The organism is Streptomyces sp. AM 4-1-1 (assembly GCF_029167625.1).
Classification (GTDB): Bacteria; Actinomycetota; Actinomycetes; order Streptomycetales; family Streptomycetaceae; genus Streptomyces.
Window position 1 is genome coordinate 3754269 of the sequence record NZ_CP119145.1, and the last position, 16507, is coordinate 3770775.

Sequence of the window (16507 nt, forward strand, 5' to 3'; positions counted from 1 at the left end):
CACTCCAGGATGTTCCGCCCGGACAAGCCGACCCCAGGACCAGCCCCGCACGCGCGGGGACCACATCCACTGCCGGAGCAGCAACCGCCGTGTCGAGGGACCACCCCCGCACGCGCGGGGACCACCAGCTCCTCGACAACGACGACATCTGGCGCAAGGGACCACTCCCGCACGCGCGGGGACCACCACGAGACCCGCCGCCACGGCCCGGCCGGCCCGGGACCACCCCCGCACGCGGGGACCACAGGCAGTACAGGACTCGCGCCCGGCGGCCGAGGGGACCACCCCCGCACGCGCGGGGACCACTCCAGGATGTTCCGCCCGGACAAGCCGACCCCAGGACCAGCCCCGCACGCGCGGGGACCACATCCACTGCCGGAGCAGCAACCGCCGTGTCGAGGGACCACCCCCGCACGCGCGGGGACCACGCCGTCCGGCCAGGGTCTCGGAAATGCGACGGAGGACCGCCCCCGCACGCGCGGGGACCACGGCGGGTTCTCCGGTGATGACGCGGAGGCCGGGGGACCACCCCCGCACGCGCGGGGACCACCATGTCCGCGACGGTCCGGTCGTGGTCGGCCTGGGACCACCCCCGCACGCGCGGGGACCACCCGCCCGCGCACCTGTACTCGGACGAGCCGCCGGGACCACCCCCGCACGCGCGGGGACCACCCAGTCCCTCAACTCCCCCACGGACCACAAAAGGGACCACCCCCGCACGCGCGGGGACCACCTCCACGTTCAAGTACGTGGAGGACTGCGCGAGGGACCACCCCCGCACGCGCGGGGACCACCGCGCCGCCCAGCTCGGCGACAAGGACGCGGCGGGACCACCCCCGCACGCGCGGGGACCACGTGAAGACCAGGGCGGCGCCGCGGAGGTAGAGGGGACCACCCCCGCACGCGCGGGGACCACCGGGTGGGGAGTTCTGCGGGGGTGGACCTGTTGGGACCACCCCCGCACGCGCGGGGACCACCATGTCCGCGACGGTCCGGTCGTGGTCGGCCTGGGACCACCCCCGCACGCGCGGGGACCACCCGCCCGCGCACCTGTACTCGGACGAGCCGCCGGGACCACCCCCGCACGCGCGGGGACCACTCCTGGCGCGGACGGCCGAGGGGACGGCTGTTGGGACCACCCCCGCACGCGCGGGGACCACGAGGGCACCGAGCCGGAACGGCTGGAAACACTGGGACCACCCCCGCACGCGCGGGGACCACCACTCCCGCGAGTACTCGGCCCGTGACGGCGGGGGACCACCCCCGCACGCGCGGGGACCACGCCTCCACCCGCTCGTTCAACTACGCCTACCAGGGACCACCCCCGCACGCGCGGGGACCACGACAGCGGGCCGTTGAAGGGTCGAGTGCAGTCGGGACCACCCCCGCACGCGCGGGGACCACCGGGCCGAGACAGCTCACGCCCTCGTCGTGCGGGGACCACCCCCGCACGCGCGGGGACCACCCGTCCCCGCCCCTCGATTCGACGTTGACGCCGGGACCACCCCCGCACGCGCGGGGACCACGCTGCAAGACCTACACCGGGTGACAACCCCGAGGGACCACCCCCGCACGCGCGGGGACCACCCGTATCGAGAATTCGGCGCCGTACACACCGAAGGACCACCCCCGCACGCGCGGGGACCACTTGAGGGTGCGGAGGCTGGGGTTGGTGGTGGGGGGACCACCCCCGCACGCGCGGGGACCACAGTCGAACACGTCGCTGTCTGTGCGGGTCGCGGGGACCACCCCCGCACGCGCGGGGACCACACGAGGACGAACGGGTTGAGGGCCATCACTCCGGGACCACCCCCGCACGCGCGGGGACCACTGTGGGTCACCCCGTCGGTGTCCGTCGCGGTGATCGCGTTGTCGTCCCGGTGGACCACGCACCGTTCCAGGTAGATGAACGAGAGCCGGTCACCGACCCGGGTGAGTTCGCGGGGTGAGGACGCGCCCCGGCGGCCGACCGTGCTCATCCGTCCGCCCGGGTCAGCGGGGCGAGGGTCATCAGACCGCAGCCGTACGCCTTGGCCTTGCCCAGGCCGTGGGTCAGGGTGCGTCGGAGGACGTCCGGGTCCGTGACCCGCAGCCGGCCGTCGTACGTGACCCGGGTGAAGCGCACGTCCTGGCGGCGGTCCTTCGCGGGGGGTCTGTTGAACTGGAGGGGGCGTTGGTCGCGCACGACCAGCTCGTGTTCGTCACCGTGGTCCAGAAGCCGTCGCTCCGGGGGCTTCGCGACGATCTCGAATCCGGACTTCTCCTGTCGGTCCAGCAGCCAACGCAGTTGGTGGTACGGGGTTTTATGGGCCACGCGCTGGGTGCGTTCGCCCTCCTTGTGGTCCTCGTGACGGATGTTGTGAACCGGGTTCGCGGTGAGCCGGAAGGCCCATGTGCTGCCTTCAGCGAGGCCGGTGAGGAATCCGTCGTAGTCGAAGGTGGTCCAGCCGAGGCCGTCCGCCGCGGGCCAGCCCGCCTGCTCGACCAGGTGGGTCAGGTCCGGGCGGTTCGGGCTGACCACGTACAGCAGGGTCTCCGCCGTCGAGTTGCGGTCGACGCGCCACAGCACCCTGGGCCCCGACCCGTCCCTGGACGGTAGGTCGGGAAAGGACATGTTCACCGCCCCGTGCAGGCGGTGCGGTGCTTCGAGGAGGCGCCGGGCGTCCGTACGACCGGTGTTGACACGGAAGCGGGTCAGGTACATCAGGTGTTCCTCGGTGGTACGGAGATCGGGAGCCCGGCGACCGGATCGTGGGACGGGACGGGTGCGGAGACGGCAGGCGTGCGGGCGGGCGACGGACCGACGGGTGACGGACCCCCGGTCGTCCGTCCGGCGGGCGTCGAGCCGTCGGCCGGTCCCGTCCGCCCGGTGCGGATGCCACGGAGTCCGTACCGTCGGTGGCTCGGGTCGAAGCTCAACGGCAGATCGCGCAGGGTCACGTCCGGCAGCTCACCGGCCGGGCAGTCGAGCAGCAGATCCAGATCTTCCGGGGCGGGTACCGGGTCGACGTCGGAGGACGCCGCCGACGACCCCTGGAAGTGAGCCAGTTCGCGCCGGTACCACGCGGACGCCTGCCACGGTGCCTCCCGCAGCGCCTCTTCAAGGCCGATGTCCCGGGGTTCGCCCATCGTGACGGGCAGGGAGGGCGGGCAGGAGCGCCGGCCGAGGTACGGCAGGAACACCGGTTCCAGCAGTGCCTCGTACAGCGCGTCGATCAGCCGGCCCTCGCCCCGCACGCCCGCCACGAACACCGCGTCCGTGAGGTAGAAGCGCTCCGACAGCGGCATGGCCTTCTGCGTGTCCGCGTGGTGCGCGGTCTGGAAGTCCCGCAGCCGCGCGCCCGGTTGATCGACGCGCACCCCGAACTCCAGTGCCGCGAGGTCCGAGAGGTCCGCACTCCGGGTGCGCCCCTGCGCGGCGGCGAGGAGCCCCAGGACGCCGCTCTTCGTCGGCGCGTTCTCCGTGGTGCGGCGCGTGAAGCGGGCCGCCGACCCCCACGCCTGGAGAGGTCCCGCGAGCCGCAGCAGCAGCACGCTCATGCCTGCGGCTCCGACGCCTTGGCCGTCGCCGCCGTCTTGGCCGTCGGCAGCCGGTCGGCGACCGCGTCCCCGACGGCCGTCACCAGCTCGGAGAGCGCCACCTCGGTGCCGAGACCGGCAAGGGCGGCGGTGTCGTGGCCCACCCGCAGGACCCAGCTCGGTTCGTCGGCGGGCACACCGTACGCCTTTTCCAAGCCGGCGATGTGGGCGGCCAGTTGTTCGCAACTCTGTCGCAGGTAGCCGCCGCCTGGACCCTGCTCCACCGGCTTCTCGAACGCCCCGACGAAGCTGATCGGGCGCCGGGAGCGGATCTTCACGATCACCGCGGCGGGCAGGGTGTGGTTGCCGAAGGTGTTGATCTTCCCGGTGGGCAGGGAGGAGATGAATCCCTCCAGGAAGGCGGCCACGGCACGACGGGTGGGCTCGGCGGGGGACGCGGACGTACCGGGGCCCAGGTTCTCGTACAGCCGGTCGATGTCCACGGCGGCGTAGCGGTACAGCGTCGCCGAGTTGAAGTCGACCGTGCCGATCATTCCGGCACCCGCCTCGGCGTCCGTGTTCCGGTCGTCGACGGCGGTGAAGTAGTCCGACTCGACATCGACGGGGTGCACGCTCAGGGCGTGCGCCACCTGCGTCGCCGCGTCGACGTTGAGGTCGGTCGAGTCCGCGACCATACGCCCGAACAGCGCGATGTCCACCGAGTGTTCGGTACTCACCAGCTGCTTGGCGCGCGCCTTGTTCTCCTTGACCTTCAGGAAGTCCTTCAGTGCCTTGAGCCCGCCGTCCTGGCCGCCCTCGACGGCGAGTGCGGCCAGCGCGTCCAACTGGCGGCTGCTGAGGAACATCAGGTACGAGGACTCCGGCGCCCGTGCGCCCTCGTCACCGTCCTTGCTCTTGCGCTTGGGTGCCTCGATCTTGGAGCCGGTGGCAGTCCCTACCGTCTCGGCGGCCAGTTCCAGGGCCACACCCTCGTCCATGGAGGGGGACAGTACGGCGATCCGCTCGGCCAGCAGCACTGCCACCTTCTTCGTCCGCACCCCCAGCTCGGACTCGTCCAGCAGTTCGCGGAACGCCTTCCGGGTGGCCCGCTTCCACGCCTGGCTGGACACGCGCGCCCTGCGCACGCCGCCGTAGACGGCGGACTTCGGGGCCCCGGTGTCGTCCCTGTTGAGGTTGCTCGGCGGCACGGTCTGGAGGATGTGGATGTCGACGATGGTGCGGGTCACGGCAGTTGGTTCCTTGTCGTGGTCAGTGAGTGAGTGAGTGGAGGGGCGAAGAACGGGGGAGAAGGGGACGGGGCCTACCGGGTGGGAGGGGTCATTCACCGGAACCGTCACCGCCGCGCTCGCTGCCGCCGTCGTTCCGCTCGTCCCCCTTCTTCACGACCCACGCGGCCAGATGGAATTCGCGGCCCCATTCGCGCCGCACGGAGGCGCGCCGGTCCGGGAACTGCCAGCGGTAGAGCTGGTCGGCGAGCCGTCCGTAGTCGAGCGGCACCCGCGCGGTGCGCAGCAGCGTGACGATCTCCCGGAGCCGTACGGCCACCGACTCGATCGAGTTCGCCGCCCCCACCCGTACGAACCGTTTGCGGAGCGGTTCGTTCACTTCGTCGTCGACCTTGAAGGGGCGTGTGGGGTCCGCGAACCACGGCCGTGTCCCGCCTTCGGCGCCCTGTGCGGGGGGCGAGTCCCCCGACTTCAGCTGCATCAGTACGCGGACGGCCCGGCCCAGGGTCGCGCCGGGGATGTGCATCTTCTCGTCGCGCCCCGACTGCTGGTGGAGTGACCAGAGCGTCACCGCGAGGTACACCGCCTCCTCCGCCCGTTCACGGTGTACGAACGGCTGGTCGTCCGCCCGCTCTTCCAGCGCCTCGGCCAGTTCGTCGAGGCCGCCGATGCCCCAGTGGTCCACCAGCGTGTGCACGGTGTGTCCGGCGCCACGCCGGAGCCTGGCGAGCGTCGCCACGGCGGCGGACTCGTCCCGGAGGTAACTGCCCTGGAGCTGGGAGATGTACCGGGAGGCGGCCTGTCCGGCCGGGCCCTGCTGGTGGCGGAGGGATGGGCCCCTGTCTGCGGACTCCTGCGGCCTGCCCTCCTGGAAGCCCGTCCCGGTCGTCTCCGACGCGTCCGACACGCCGTGGGCCGGGCGACCGGTGGCTCCGGTCGTGGGGGTCGGGGGTGTGGTCATGCGCTGGGCTCCGTCGTGTCGTCATCGGGAGAGTCGGGTGAGTGGGGAGAGCCGGGTGAGTCGGGAGAGTCGGGTGAGTGGGGAGAGCCGTGAATGTCGGTGGGATCGGTCGGGCCGGGGAAGTCGGCGCGGTCGGTGGGCTCACCGGGGCGGGCCGGGGAGAAGCCGGGGGACGTGCCCGACGAGTCACCGGACACGTCGCGGTTCCCGTCCCCGTTCCGGTCCCCGTCCCCGCCGTCGTCCCCGTCCGAGGCGTCGGCCCCCTCCGAGGCGTCGGCCCCCTCCGCCTCGTCGCCCCGGCCGTTCCTCCGGTCCGCACCCGGCAGGATCTTGTTGAGCCGGGTCCGGAACCACAGGTCCGCCCGGGAGTCGTCGATCCAGCGCGTGCCCACGCCGGGGATCTCGGTGATCCGCCCCTCCCACGCCGACGGCCCCGCCGTGTCGAGAAGCCGCTCACCGAGCCGACGCACGATCCGGCTCACCGTGGTCTGCCACTCGGCGCGGGCCGCCTCGGGGTCGTCGTACTCGCCCAGTCCCACCAGCCACTGCCGGTACGGGCCGTCCAGCGCTCCGAACCCCAGGTCACGCGCGGCACTCGTGCCCGACGCCGGGTCCGAACCGGCCGCGCGTGCGAGGTTCCCGGCGAGCTGCCCCAGCGCGGTGACCGCCGCCTCGGCGTCCGCTACCGCGTTGACCGCTGCCGCCGCGTACAACGGCCGTTCCTCGTCGAGCAGTACGACGGGCAGCGTGACCGAGTCCTCGACCACCTCGTCCACCACCGACTGCTGGGTCCCGTACACCGCCCCGACCAGCCGGGTACGGATCAGCTTCCGGTCCTGGAGTGGCCCTTCCCAGGGCAGCATGGTGAGCCACCGCACCACCCCGGACGGCAGCAGGCTCGGCGCCTCACCGCGCCCGGAGTCCTCCCCCGCCGCACGCCGCGCGGGCAGCAGACTCGCCATACCGCGCCACGCGGCCCGGCTCGCGTCGTGCTGCCGGGGCAGATAGACGAGCCCCCGGCCCTGCTTCTTCTCCTGTGCCGGACTGCGCCGCCAGGCCGTCATGGGTTCGGACTTCCAGCGGTCGTACGGGGTGAGCGGGTCCCCGTACCCGAGGACGACCCCCGTGGCGGTGTCCCCCTCCGAGTGCAGCAGCACCCGGCGGGACTGCCAGGTGTAGAGGTCGCGGGGGCCGGAAGGCCGCCGGCCCGACTCGCTCTCCTCGACCACGCCGGGGCCGGTCGGCGGGCGGCGCCATACCGGCAGGTCCCGCTTCCCGTCCGTGGTGAGGATGCCCTCGTCCGTCGGGATCAGGTTCAGCAGCAGCGTCTCGCGCAGGTTGTGCCCCTCCGCATGGATTCCGCCGAGGTTGCCCGCCCAGCCCGTGCCCTGGGGGTAGACCTTGCCGCCCTTGACCCGGTCGTCGCCCACCATGCCGGACTTGATCCCGGACGGGTCGAAGGCGTGTGCGTGCACCAGCCAACGGGCGGCCTCGGCGAGACTCAGCCGCTCGACGCCGGGGCGGCGCATCGCGAAGAACGGCTCGCCGTTCGGCACGTCCGCGACGATGCGGTTCAGCGAGGCCACTTCCTCCTTCGCGGTGTGGAGGCCCGCGACCTGGAAGAACGGGTGCTCGGGGTGGAGCAGGTCGAAGCGGTCACGGTGCCGGTCGAGGTAGTCCGCGACGGCCGCGAACGACTCGGGGTCCTCCCACAGCTCCTCCCAGTCCTCCCGCTCCGCCGGCCCCTCCAGCGCGTCGTAGAGGATCGCCAGCAGCAGCCGCAGCAGCGCGAACTCCTGGGTGGGGAGATCACCCACCAGCCGCCGCAGTCCGTGCGCCTGGGCGAAGACCTCGCGGAGCGACAGCTCGACGGTCGTGCCGTCGTCTCGCTGGACGGGCAGCCACGGCCGCGCGACCAGGTCGAAGGTGGCCCGCGCGGGTGCCACCGGGCCCTTCGGCAGCGCCGCCTCCGTGCTGTGTGTGCTCGCTGCTGCGGTCATGTCGGCCGTTCCGTTCGTACCGGCGGCCCCGGCCGCCTCCCGCGCGTCGGACGTGTCGCGCGCATCGGTCGGGCGGTGCCCCTGAGTCGTGTCGGTCGTGTCGGTCGTGTGAGTCGTGTGAGTCGTGTTGGACGTACTGGTGGTGCTGGTCGTGCCAGGCGCGTCCACGGCGGTGACCCGCAGGCCGTCGGCGTAGCTGTAGCGCAGCTCGAATCCTGCCAGCCGGGTCTGACAATCCCCGTCGAGGACGAGCAGCAACTCCCCTGCCAGCCACGGGCATTCCTTCACCTGCCAGCCGGGTACGAGAAAACGTTCCAGCTCGGCGATGGTCCTCCGGGTCGCCCGCGTCCTGGAGAACTGCCAGGGCAGCGTGAGCGCGCTCGCCGCGACGGCCTCGGCGGCCCGCCTGGTCGGCGGGCAGTGCTCGGGCAGATACAGACCGCCCCGCCCGCCGTCCAGCCATTCGACGGTGGTCAGCCGGCCGTCCGGCTGCCGCTGGACGACCAGCACCTCCAGGCTCTCCTCGCTGTCCCGCACCTGGGCGCGGCCCGCGCGGCTGTCGTCGACGTCCCCGGCGTTCGCCTCCAGCCAGCCGACCACCGCGCGCCCGGCCCGGCGCACCGGCCCGAGCCGGAAGTATTCGGCGCGTTGCTGCTTGTCCGTGAGCTTCTTCTCGTACGCCCGGCGGCTCTCGTCCATGGCGTCGGCCCAGTGCGCGGGCCCGATCGCCGCGTTCCCGTACGCCGTCTGCACCAGCGGGCTGATGTGGTCGGGCAGGACCAGCGGCTCGCCGTCCAGATGGGGGCGCAGGACGGCCAGCGTGCGCAACAGGGTGTGTGGCCCCTGATAGACGCTGATCGTCCCCCGTACCGGCTCGGGCGGATCGGACCGCCAGTCGGCACCGGTCACCAGGCAGCGGGCGCGCGTCAGGCGCGCGGGACGGGTACGGGGATGGCGGTGCAGCCGCCCCATGCGCTGGAGCATGAGGTCGACCGGCGCGAGGTCCGTGACGAGCAGATCGAAATCGATGTCGAGCGACTGTTCCACGACCTGGCTGGCGACGACGATGTGCGGCCCCGCGGGACGGTCGCCGTCGCGGCCGAACCGGGTCCGCAGCTCGGTGTCCTTACGGGCGCGGTCGGCGGCCAGGAACCGGGAGTGCGCCACGGTCACCGCGTCCGCCCCGAAGTGCGCGCGCAGCGCCTCGGCGGCGTCGAGCACCCGGTCGACCGTGTTGCGCACGACCAACGCGCAGCCGCCGTCGGCCAGTTCGGCATCCAGCCGATGTACCAGTTCGGTGAGGTCGTCGTCGAGCGCTTCGAGCGCGATCTCCGTACGACGTCCGGAAGCGGCGGCGGGACGGGAATACCGTACGGGCGCGTCCGGCGCCACGGCGGTGAGCAGCGGATAGGCGTCGCCGGTCGGGGCGGATGCGGCGCGCGCTCCACCGCCGCGGCTGCCGTCGTCGGCCGCCGGAGCACCGCCACCGCCACTGTCGTCGACCGCCGGGGCGCCGACCTCCACGGCCTTCTCGAACTCCCCGTACGCGTCCTCGATGCTCCACCCGGCGTACGCGGCGGCGAGCGCCCGCCGCCGGCCGGCGGGAAGCGTCGCGGACAGCAGCACCACGGGCACGCGGTAGGCGGCCAGCCACTCCAGTACGCGTTCGAGGTACGCGTTCATGTAGGCGTCGTACGCGTGGACTTCGTCGATGACGACGACCTTGCCCGCGACGGCGAGGTGCCGCAGCGCCAGGTGCCTGCTCTTGAGCCCGGCGAACAGCACCTGGTCGATGGTGCCGACCGCGAAGGAGGCGAGCAACGCCTTCTTCCGCCCCCGCAGCCACTGGTGGGCATGGAGCCCGGCCGGACTGGTGCGCCGCTCGTCGGCCGCCCCCGCCACCCGCTCCGAACCGTCCGTCTCCACGGCGGCGATCGTGCGGTTGCCGGTCTCCAGGAGCCCCGACCATCGGTCGTTGAGCGCGGCCTTGGCATGGGCGAGGACGACGGACCGGGGCCCGTCGGAGGGCAGCCGGTCCAGCCAGTCGAGCAGTCGGGGGAACATGGCGTCCCCGGTCGCCCGGGTCGGCAGCGCCACGAGGCAGCCCCCGGCCCCGGACCGCGCGGCCAGGATCTCGACCGCCGCGAAGGCCGCCTCCGTCTTTCCCTCCCCCATCGGCGCCTCGATGATCAGCAGCCCGGCGGCGGGCATCTGCCGCGCCAGCCGTACGGCCGCCTCCTGTACGGGCCTGATCTCCGCGCCCTCCGGCAGCTCGAACCGCTCGGCGAACAACTCGGCGGCCGTGCCCTGCGGTTCTGCGGCGGACCACGGGCCCGGAAGATCCAGTCCCCGCCAGGCGGCCTCCAACCGACGCGCCTCACCGGAGCCGCCCACTCCGGCAGACCCTTCTGAAGGCGCCCACGAAACCGGGTCGTAGGGGAACAGCTCGGACGAGCTGGCGATCCAGTCGGAGAGGATGACCACGGCTGTGAGGACGACCTGCACGGTCTGCGGCAGGCGTACGGACGCCCAGTCCGCCAACCGCCCCTCGACCCCGGCGACGGACGCGCAGGCGTCCATCAACTCCCGTTGCACACCACGCCAGTTGCTCTCCGACGCCCCCGACGTGCGCAACAACCGGGGATTGAGCCGGAGATCATGGATCTGCTGGTGCTCAGGAGGCGTCCCGTGATGCCCACCGGCGACCACGGCGAACTGCCCGGAGGCACGTTCGGTCCAGCCGAACCGCTCGGAAAGCCACTCCTGGAGCAGCAGTTGCCCGGCCAGCCCGTGCGGTGCCATGCGCCGATCGGTGCCGAACTGCTTCTGGTACGGCATGTCGAGCCCGGCGTCACGCATCCGCTGGGCGAGCCCGTCGACCTGGCAGGAGAAGGCGGGCGTGGCCTTCCCGATGTCATGAACGGCCGCGAGGAACACCGCCAGCCGCCGGGCGTCGGCCGCCCCTTCCGGAAGGGGTTCGGCGACGAGGGCCTTGACGTTCTGCGGCACCCACTCGTCCCACAACCGACCCGCTACGGCCGCGCTGTCGGCCATGTGACGCCACAGGGGAAGCCAGTCCTCGGTCTTACGGTCGTGCTTGCCCCAGGCCCGCCGCGCCCGATCGGACAGCCGATCGAAGGGTGTCGCGGTGACGGACGAGTGTCGTGCTGAACTCATGGGCGTATTGGACATGGCTGTGCCCTTGCGAGGAGTGATGTTGCGAAAGAGGGGACGCGGTGGTGAAGGGGTGCGGTATAGGGGTGGCGCGGCGGGCGTGGGGCGCAACGCGGGGCCGGAGGCGCGGGGATGGCGCGGTTGACGTTGCCCCTCCGCGGGCCGGAAGCCGATGAGTCGGCTGCCGTCTCGGGGAAGGGCTTCGCGCCCGAAGTGCTAACAGGAGGGCTGGCGGGTCAGCGACAGATGCCAGCGCCCGCGAGGCCGTGCGCGTGGAGCGATGAGCACGATCACGACCACGACGACCGCCGCGCCCCAGGTCCACGGGCTGGGCGCCGCTGCGGCGACCGGTCCGGCGGCGATGACGGCGAAGAGAGGCGTTAGGTCCCCGTGCACTGTCTCTCGGGGGTTCTGCTCATCCGCACTGCTGTTCACTACACTCACTCATGAACTCCTTACCTTCTAAGACGGTGGGCGGGAGTTGGATCGGGCCCTGCTGTCCCTTTTGTGTCTCTCGTGATGGTGAGACGTAGGGCAGTGGGGCCCGATTTGTACTGGCATGCCAAAAGACCGCCACCTAGCCCACGCTTGATGGGCTAGGTGTGCTGGTCCAGGAAACCACGAACGAGCGGCCTGGCGTGCTGAGTTGAGAGTACAGGATCGACTCTGGTTACATCAGTAGGTCAGCTTGGAGATGCCGCTTCTATCCAAGTACGTTGGTTACCCCAGTTGGTTGTTTTCTGTGGCGACGCTTCCTAAGCGCCGGCGAAGCCCCGCATAGGCAGGGAGCAATGGTCCGCAATCCAGCTCCGCTGGTTGCCCCAGGGACCACCCCCGCATGTGCGGGGATCATCTAACACGGACGTCTCCTGGGCGCGCGTGAGTGGACATGGCCACGCACGCACGCGTAGGGGCTACGTGTCAGCCGGCGAGGGGAAAGGCGTCTCCCTTGACTGTCCCCAGGAAGCTGAGCCATGCGCTTGAGTTGAAGGTGAGGACAGGACCTTGGGCGTCCTTGCTGTCCCGCACGGGCATGGCGCCGGTTACACCGTCCCTCACTTCGAGGCACTGTCCGTTCCCGCTGCTGTAGCTGCTTGCGCGCCATCCAGGCTCGACGGATTTGTGCTGCATCGCGAACTCCTTCTTTCAGTCTCTTGCTTCTGTGGCCACGGCCAGTAGGTCCGCACTGTCATCCGGCCCCAGCGCGACGGCTTGGAGACGCTCGAACATCGACTTGTACCGTCGGATCTCCGCATCGGCTTCCAGGAAGAGGTCACCCGCTGGGGTGTCCACATAGACGAGCTCGGGATCTGCAGGGTCCGGGAAGTCCATGTGGACGAAGCTGCCTGTCATGCCTGCGTGGGCCCCCTTCTCGAAGGGGATCACTTGGAGCGTGACGTTGGGTGCTTCGGTCACTTGGAGCATATGGCGGGCTTGCTCACGCATCAACGTAGGTCCACCGACCAGTCGTCGAATCGCTGCCTCATCGATGATGGCCCAGAGCTGCAAAGGTGGTTCCTTGACGAGCAAACCCTGACGTTCCATACGAGCCTGCACACGCTGCTCTATCTCCTTGTGACTGGCGGTAGGCAGAACCCCCTTGATGACTGCCCTGGCGTAGCCCTCTGTCTGGATCAACCCGGGCACGAAGAGTGATTCGTAGTTGCGAACTGTGCGGGCCTCTGTCTCGAAGCCGATGTACGCCGTGTACTCCTCAGGGAGTTCCGAGTGGTAGGGGCGCAGCCAGCCTTGGTCGTTGGACCCACTCTGGACGGCCAGGAGATCGAGCCGCTGCGTTTCACTCACCCCGTAGAGCTGCAGGAGCGTCACCAGCGTGCGCTTCTGCGGCCGGGCCCTTGCCTTTTCGATGCGGTAAAGGGTCACCCCGTTGATGCCGGTTGCCTCTGAGACCTCTTCACGGGTGAGAGCCGCTGCAGACCGGAGTCGCCGCAACTCAGCCGCCAGACGTCTGAGCCTGACGGTCGGTGGGTTCTGACGCCTGTCCGACACTGTGCGTCCCTTCGCTCCCTCGGTGGTACTCGCGAGTGTGCTCGGTGAGGCATTGTCCTTCAACCTCACTCGTTCGCATGGTCGGCCTATGCAACCCTTGCGTTCTCCTTCTCTGCGAGAGCATGCTGTGCGTGTGGTTACTCAGCGTCGACACCTGTCGATGTTCGGGTGATCGCGGCAGTTTGTTCTGTCTCAGCAAGAACCCCGGACCGATGCAGCGGTCCGGGGTTTGGTCAACGCTTCAGAGGAGCGTCAACATGCTGGATTCTACGGTCGGCTTCATCGGCCCGGGCTCGTACCGCTTAGCCGCACGATCCATCCTTGGCGGCTGGCAGGAGACCTCCGAGCTGGTGACCGACGCTGTAAGGCGGGAACGCTGGGCTCTGAGTGGTGAACTGAATGGCCGGGTACTGGAGGCCCCGGTACGCGCGCCGAGGCCGAATGCAACGCGTTCCTACTCACACGCGGAGTACGGACGTTGGGAACGCGCTGTGGCGCGTCTGCGTCGGGAGCGGCAGCGGACCGCGTGGCTGGAGCTGCATGGTCTCGCGGCGCGGCCAAGTCTTGTGCACGGTGTGGTGGTGCGCTGATGGGGCGGGAGACGTGTGGTGCGGTAGTGCTGCGGTGGAGCCGTCATGCGCGTTGCGTCGGGCTCGCGCGTAAGGAGTTGCGGGACGCGCTGGGGTGTTGGGACCTGTCCGCGTTGGAGGACGCGGCGCTGCTCGTACTGTCCGAGCTGCTGACCAACGCGGGGCGGCATGCGCGTGTGTCGCCGGGGAGGCAGATCGAGACCCGGTTCATTCCCGTGGGCTGTGGGGTGCGGATCGAGGTGCACGACGCGTCGCCCGTACTTCCGGAGGAACGCGAGGCAGGTCCGGAGGCGTGCGACGGGCGAGGTCTCGCTCTGGTGGAGGCGCTGGCGGACAAGTGGGGTTACGGCGATCGGTCGGGGCCGGGCAAGGTTGTCTGGGCGGAGCTGGCAACGGACGGGCGCGACGACCCGGCCGCCACGGCTGTTCCGGTCGGCGGTTGTGGCCGGTGAGCTGCGGATGTGCGCGGTGATCGTGCGGCCCGGGGACCACGTGCGGATCGAGGGGCACTGGCGGCGGGTTCTGGCTTCTCGGCTGAACCGTGTTGCGTCCGGCGGAACGGTAGTGATCTTCGTGCTCGCTGAAGGCCCTTCGTTGCGGGTGCCGGCGTACGAACGCATAGAGGTGCTTCGCTGAGGGATATAGGTAGCTGTACCGAACATCCCTGACACCGTGCCGGAACTGGTGGCCGTTCTCGCGAGGAGCGGCCACCAGTTCCGGCACGGGGGAGCCGGGGCACCGCTGTTCACCTTGGGCGGGCCTTTCCGCCATCGCGCCTCTACGTTCCGCTCGTCACCTCCTTGCCTCCTTGCACTCGTCGCCACCCAGCCCGCCCCCCCGGTACGGCAAGGGGAGTGAGGGTGGGATGGCTGCTCACGAATTGGATGACCGCAGGCAGCTCCGCGCGCCGCTCGCCTGACGGTCGGAGCCCGGTGGCGACTCGTGGGATTCTTCAAGAGGTAACGGGTAGTCCAAGGTATGGACCCTTGCGGGTGACGATCCGGGGTCGGCAGGATGATTGTCAGTAGCCCCTGCTTCACTATGGGCATCGATACCGGGGAGCGAGTTATGCCGACTGTGATCCATAGGACGCGCAGCGAGCTTGAAGCGCAACGCGAGCGTCTGCTGGCCGATGTTCATATGAGTTACGACGAGTTGGCGGAGCGGGCTGCGACCTACAGCCTGAGTCTTCGCGAGCTGGACGTTTGGCACACCATCGAGGGGCTGGACTACCTTCTTCAGGGTGAGAGCTGAAGAGGCGAGAACCCTTGATGCGTTGGCGGAGAGCTTCGCTGACCAACTGACATCGTTGACGCGGGGTGTCCTGGGTGAGGACACCCCGCGTTTTCATGCCCTGAACATGGGCTCCAGGATCAGGGTCTCGCCGATATCCGACAACGAGGTCGTTCAGCGCATCCCGGTCCGGATCGACGGCGAGGAGCGGTTGAGCCTGGGCGTCCGGTACTTCTGCTGCTGGGACGGCTCCAGCACGTTCATGGCGACGGACCAGGCTGATCTGCACCTGTTCTACCAAGGCGTTCCTGATCCGCTGCTGCGCTACGAGTACGTGCGGAGCAGCAAGGAGCCGCCGGGTGCGCACCTCCAGGTGCACGCGCACCGGGACGAGATGGCGTATCTACTGCGTCTGGCAGACCGGGGCCGTCCCAAGCAGGGGTTGCGGCGGGACAGGTTGCCGCGGCTGGCGGAGATGCATCTGCCGGTTGGCGGTCACCGGATGCGGCCGGCGTTGGAGGACCTGTTGTTGTTCCTGCAACGGGAGTTCGCGATTGACACGGCAGAGGGCTGGAAGGGCGTGCTGGACGAGCACTTGCGGAACTGGCGGCTGATGCAGTTGAAGACTGCGGTGAGGGATGCCCCGGAGTCGGCGGCCGAGGTGCTGCGAGGGTTGGGATACACGGTGGTGGAGCCGCCGGTTCCGGCTGCTCGTCAGGCCCTGGACGGGGTCAAGCTGTTCTGGCCGTAGTCCTGTGGCCGCGAGCCGGTCCCCACCCATTCGGGTGGGGGCCGAGCTGGTGCGGAGCCACCCTCCCCGCACGTGCGGGGAGCAGGGAGCCAGCTTCGCCGAGCGTCTGAATTACCTGGGGTCACCCCGCACGCGTGGGGACCACTCGCGGTGCGCCGGCGACCACAGTGCGGGCAGGGGACCATCCCCGCACGCGCGGGGACCACCGGACCCTGCCCGGCATGACAACGAACGTGGAGGGACCATCCCCGCACTCGCGGGGACCACAAGGTGGTAGCGCGCGGGAAAGTCCGCTACCGGGGACCATCCCCGCACGCGCGGGGATCACGCCTCACCGACCACGATGAACGGGTAGGCGGCCGGACCATCCCCGCACGCGCGGGGACCACTCGGTGTAGGTGTACGGGCCGCGGCCGCCGTAGGGACCATCCCCGCACGCGCGGGGACCACACGGCGTCGCCCGCCGCATGCCCGAGGCCATCGGGACCATCCCCGCACGCGCGGGGACCACGTGTGCTCGTTGAGTGGCATGGTCAGCCCCGGGGGACCATCCCCGCACACGCGGGGACCACCAGTTCCTCCGCGACACCAGCGGCGCCGGGGCGGGACCATCCCCGCACGCGCGGGGACCACGCGGTGTGGGGCGGCACGATCAACCGCGAGGTGGGACCATCCCCGCACGCGCGGGGACCACAGCTTCACCGCACTGGAAGACAACGACACGACCGGACCATCCCCGCACGCGCGGGGACCACATCACAGACTCCGACGTCGCCGGGGCGCCCCGGGGACCATCCCCGCACGCGCGGGGACCACACGCGGCGCGGCCCACCATCGTCTTGACCGGGGGGACCATCCCCGCACGCGCGGGGACCACTCGGTGCGCCAGAGACCCCGGTTCTTCGCGGCGGGACCATCCCCGCACGCGCGGGGACCACGCGGCGGTCAGCGTGTCGACGAGTGGTCGGCAGGGACCATCCCCGCACGCGCGGGGACCACTGGCACTCCGCTATTGACGAGGG

12 protein-coding genes, 1 pseudogene and 2 CRISPR repeat arrays (2 of these 15 only partly in view) are annotated in these 16507 nt (G+C 70.5%); of the genes and pseudogenes, 4 read left to right on the forward strand and 9 right to left on the reverse strand.

Annotated features, from left to right (window positions below):
• Positions 1-1831: a CRISPR direct-repeat array (repeat unit 29 nt; unit sequence GGGACCACCCCCGCACGCGCGGGGACCAC) (it extends 268 nt beyond the left edge of the window).
• 1 nt (position 1832) lies between these two features.
• The 9 genes and pseudogenes from PZB75_RS16110 to PZB75_RS16150 form a co-directional block, all read right to left on the reverse strand.
• A pseudogene (locus tag PZB75_RS16110) lies at positions 1833-1979 on the reverse strand (type I-E CRISPR-associated endonuclease Cas1); the annotation flags it as partial.
• Complete coding sequence (gene cas6e, locus PZB75_RS16115; RefSeq protein ID WP_275535993.1) at positions 1976-2704, reverse strand: type I-E CRISPR-associated protein Cas6/Cse3/CasE; 729 nt, start codon at positions 2702-2704, stop codon at positions 1976-1978. The gene cas6e and the pseudogene PZB75_RS16110, both read right to left, overlap by 4 nt.
• Positions 2704-3540: a type I-E CRISPR-associated protein Cas5/CasD gene (gene cas5e, locus PZB75_RS16120; RefSeq protein WP_275535994.1), complete on the reverse strand. Its 837-nt coding sequence runs from the start codon at positions 3538-3540 to the stop codon at positions 2704-2706. The genes cas6e and cas5e overlap by 1 nt, the downstream gene beginning before the upstream one ends.
• A complete protein-coding gene (cas7e, locus tag PZB75_RS16125; RefSeq protein WP_275535995.1) occupies positions 3537-4766 on the reverse strand; it encodes a type I-E CRISPR-associated protein Cas7/Cse4/CasC in 1230 nt (409 codons plus the stop codon). The genes cas5e and cas7e overlap by 4 nt, the downstream gene beginning before the upstream one ends.
• A 91-nt stretch (positions 4767-4857) precedes the next feature.
• On the reverse strand, positions 4858-5727 hold the full coding sequence (casB, locus tag PZB75_RS16130; protein ID WP_275535996.1) for a type I-E CRISPR-associated protein Cse2/CasB: 870 nt from the start codon (positions 5725-5727) through the stop codon (positions 4858-4860).
• Positions 5724-10904, reverse strand: coding sequence for a type I-E CRISPR-associated protein Cse1/CasA (casA, locus tag PZB75_RS16135; protein ID WP_275535997.1), 5181 nt, complete (start codon positions 10902-10904; stop codon positions 5724-5726). Before casA ends, casB begins: the two co-directional genes overlap by 4 nt.
• Before the next feature lie 213 nt (positions 10905-11117).
• The gene (locus PZB75_RS16140; RefSeq protein ID WP_275535998.1) at positions 11118-11345 is read right to left on the reverse strand and encodes a hypothetical protein; all 228 of its coding nucleotides are present in this window, start codon (positions 11343-11345) and stop codon (positions 11118-11120) included.
• A gap of 477 nt (positions 11346-11822) precedes the next feature.
• Entirely contained in the window at positions 11823-12032 is a 210-nt protein-coding gene (locus tag PZB75_RS16145; protein WP_275535999.1) for a DUF397 domain-containing protein, read from the reverse strand.
• Positions 12033-12047: 15 nt separating this feature from the next.
• The gene (locus PZB75_RS16150) at positions 12048-12911 is read right to left on the reverse strand and encodes a helix-turn-helix transcriptional regulator (RefSeq protein ID WP_275536000.1); all 864 of its coding nucleotides are present in this window, start codon (positions 12909-12911) and stop codon (positions 12048-12050) included.
• A 257-nt stretch (positions 12912-13168) separates the two neighbouring features.
• Between PZB75_RS16150 and PZB75_RS16155 the strand changes: the two genes are divergently transcribed.
• The 4 genes from PZB75_RS16155 (at position 13169) to PZB75_RS16170 (ending at position 15485) form a co-directional block, all read left to right on the forward strand.
• Positions 13169-13501, forward strand: a complete 333-nt coding sequence (locus tag PZB75_RS16155) for a hypothetical protein (RefSeq protein WP_275536001.1) — start codon at positions 13169-13171, stop codon at positions 13499-13501.
• Positions 13501-13953 carry an ATP-binding protein gene (locus PZB75_RS16160; protein WP_343286240.1) on the forward strand — a complete coding sequence of 151 codons (453 nt, stop codon included), beginning with the start codon at positions 13501-13503 and terminating at the stop codon, positions 13951-13953. Before PZB75_RS16155 ends, PZB75_RS16160 begins: the two co-directional genes overlap by 1 nt.
• A 616-nt stretch (positions 13954-14569) precedes the next feature.
• A complete protein-coding gene (locus PZB75_RS16165; RefSeq protein WP_275536003.1) occupies positions 14570-14755 on the forward strand; it encodes a hypothetical protein in 186 nt (61 codons plus the stop codon).
• Positions 14745-15485 carry a hypothetical protein gene (locus PZB75_RS16170; RefSeq protein WP_275536004.1) on the forward strand — a complete coding sequence of 247 codons (741 nt, stop codon included), beginning with the start codon at positions 14745-14747 and terminating at the stop codon, positions 15483-15485. The genes PZB75_RS16165 and PZB75_RS16170 overlap by 11 nt, the downstream gene beginning before the upstream one ends.
• A gap of 116 nt (positions 15486-15601) precedes the next feature.
• Positions 15602-16507: direct repeats of the CRISPR family, unit length 28 nt; unit sequence GGACCATCCCCGCACGCGCGGGGACCAC; it runs 38 nt beyond the window's last position.